The sequence below is a fragment of the Alcanivorax sp. HI0044 genome (genome assembly GCF_001634945.1).
Genome location: NZ_LWEZ01000826.1, coordinates 1 through 1818, shown reverse-complemented (window position 1 = coordinate 1818; position 1818 = coordinate 1). Strand labels below are relative to the sequence as shown.

Annotated in this window: 3 protein-coding genes; 2 read left to right on the top strand and 1 reads right to left on the bottom strand. The window is 62.6% G+C overall.

Translation table 11 applies throughout. The features are described from left to right. Positions 1–65: 65 nt before the first annotated feature. A complete protein-coding gene (locus A3730_RS09805; RefSeq protein ID WP_063520024.1) occupies positions 66–611 on the bottom strand; it encodes a chorismate lyase in 546 nt (181 codons plus the stop codon). A 239-nt stretch (positions 612–850) separates the two neighbouring features. On the opposite strand from A3730_RS09805, the gene rd reads away from it, so the two are divergent. Together rd and A3730_RS09795 are read left to right on the top strand one after the other, a co-directional pair. Beyond that, complete coding sequence (gene rd, locus A3730_RS09800; protein ID WP_007149887.1) at positions 851–1015, top strand: rubredoxin; 165 nt, start codon at positions 851–853, stop codon at positions 1013–1015. Between the two features lie 49 nt (positions 1016–1064). After that, positions 1065–1818: NAD(P)/FAD-dependent oxidoreductase (locus A3730_RS09795; RefSeq protein ID WP_063538005.1), on the top strand; the 754-nt coding region annotated here is incomplete at its 3' end.

Genomic DNA, 1818 nt, shown 5'->3' with positions numbered 1-1818 from the left:
AAAATGGCACCGACTATCAGCCGGCCCCTGCCTCATGAAGACTGGGGTGGACAACATAGAATCTCCTACAGTGATTCTGTACCAGCGGGGACGGTTGCAAATACCTTCTCCCACAACGCCGGCAGGAAGTATTCCGCCACCAGCAAGGGCGCGCCGCGTTTGATAAAGCACGACTGGCGGCCCCAGCACACCGGGTGATTCTGGCCCGGTGAGGCCAGTCGTGCCCACACCTGATCACGCTGGCATACCGGGCGGTTGTATAGCTCCAGGCCCAGGGAGCGGCTGCCCATGTGGCCCAGTGAGCGGTTGGCGCCGGCCAGGCTGGTCAAGGGCAGGACGCTGCGCGCCGCCACCACCGGGGTGCCGTCCAGGTGCAGGGTGACTTCGCGGATCAGGGCGGCGCGACGCACGGGCAGCGCCAGCAGCTGCCGTTCGTCGGCCCGCGGAAAGGTGATGGCATGCAAGCCGGGCACCACACTGAAGTGGCCGTGACGCTTGAGACGCCGGGTCAGGGAGTCCGGGTCGGCCATCCAGTCACGAATGACCGGGGGCAGCACCAGCTGTTCCAGCGGGCGCCAAAGGCTGTCAGGATGCAGGGCGGCAGGCAGCATGGCTCTCTCAGAATATCGCGTACTTTCGCGGGCGGCAGGACTATGGCCCATGTCCTGCGGCAGAGCAAGCGGTGGCCGAATGTCCCGGCAGGCAGGGCGAATGCGGCCTGTGCGTCCTAATATGACAGTCCTCGCTGTCATTGATTTTTGCGCCGCACGCCGATAGGTTAACGCCCCCCGAGAAACACCCTGTATGTAGCGTAGTGAGCAAGTGCTCACTTTTACCGATGAGGTTCACGATGAAGAAGTGGGAATGTGTAGTGTGCGGTTTCATCTATGACGAAGCCGAAGGTCTGCCCGACGAGGGTATCGAGCCGGGCACCGCCTGGGACGACGTGCCGGAAGATTGGGTCTGCCCCGATTGCGGCGTGGGCAAGGAAGACTTCGAAATGGTGGAAATCTAGGCCACTGCGTCAGTCACACCGCCCGTCCATTAATCGTTAAGGATTGCTCATGCACCCTATTGTCATCATTGGTACCGGCCTGGCCGGCTTCAACACCGTCAAGGAATTCCGCAAGCTGGACAAGGAAACGCCCATCGTCATGCTCACCGCTGACGACGGCCGCAACTACTCCAAGCCCATGCTGTCTGCCGGTTTCACCAAGGAAAAAACCGCCGATGACCTGTGCATGGCCACCCCGGAAAAAGTGGCCGAGCAATTCAATGTGGACGTGCGCACCGGCGTGCATGTGGCTGGCATTGATGCCGCCAACAAGCGCGTGCTGCTGCCCGATGATCACCTGGACTACAGCAAGCTGGTACTGGCACTGGGCGCCGACACCTGGACCCCGCCGCTGGAAGGCGACGCGGTGGGTGAGGTGTTCTCCGTCAATGACTTGATGGACTACGGCAAATTCCGCGCGGCGGTGGACGGCAAGAAAACCGTGACCATCCTCGGTGGCGGCCTGATCGGCTGTGAATTCGCCAATGACCTGTCCAACGGTGGTTTTCAGGTGTCCCTGGTCGAGCCCATGGGGCGCTGCCTGCCGTTGCTGTTGCCGGAGCAGGCCTCCGAAGCCGTGGGCCGTGGCCTGGCGGAGCTGGGGGTGCAGTTCCATTTTGGCCCGCTGGCCAAGGCGGTACACCACGGCGAAAACGGTCAACTGGTCACCGAGCTGTCCGACGGCAGCAAACTGGAGTCCGACGTGGTGCTCTCGGCCATCGGCCTGCGCCCGCGTATTGGCATGGCCAAGGAAGCCGGCCTGG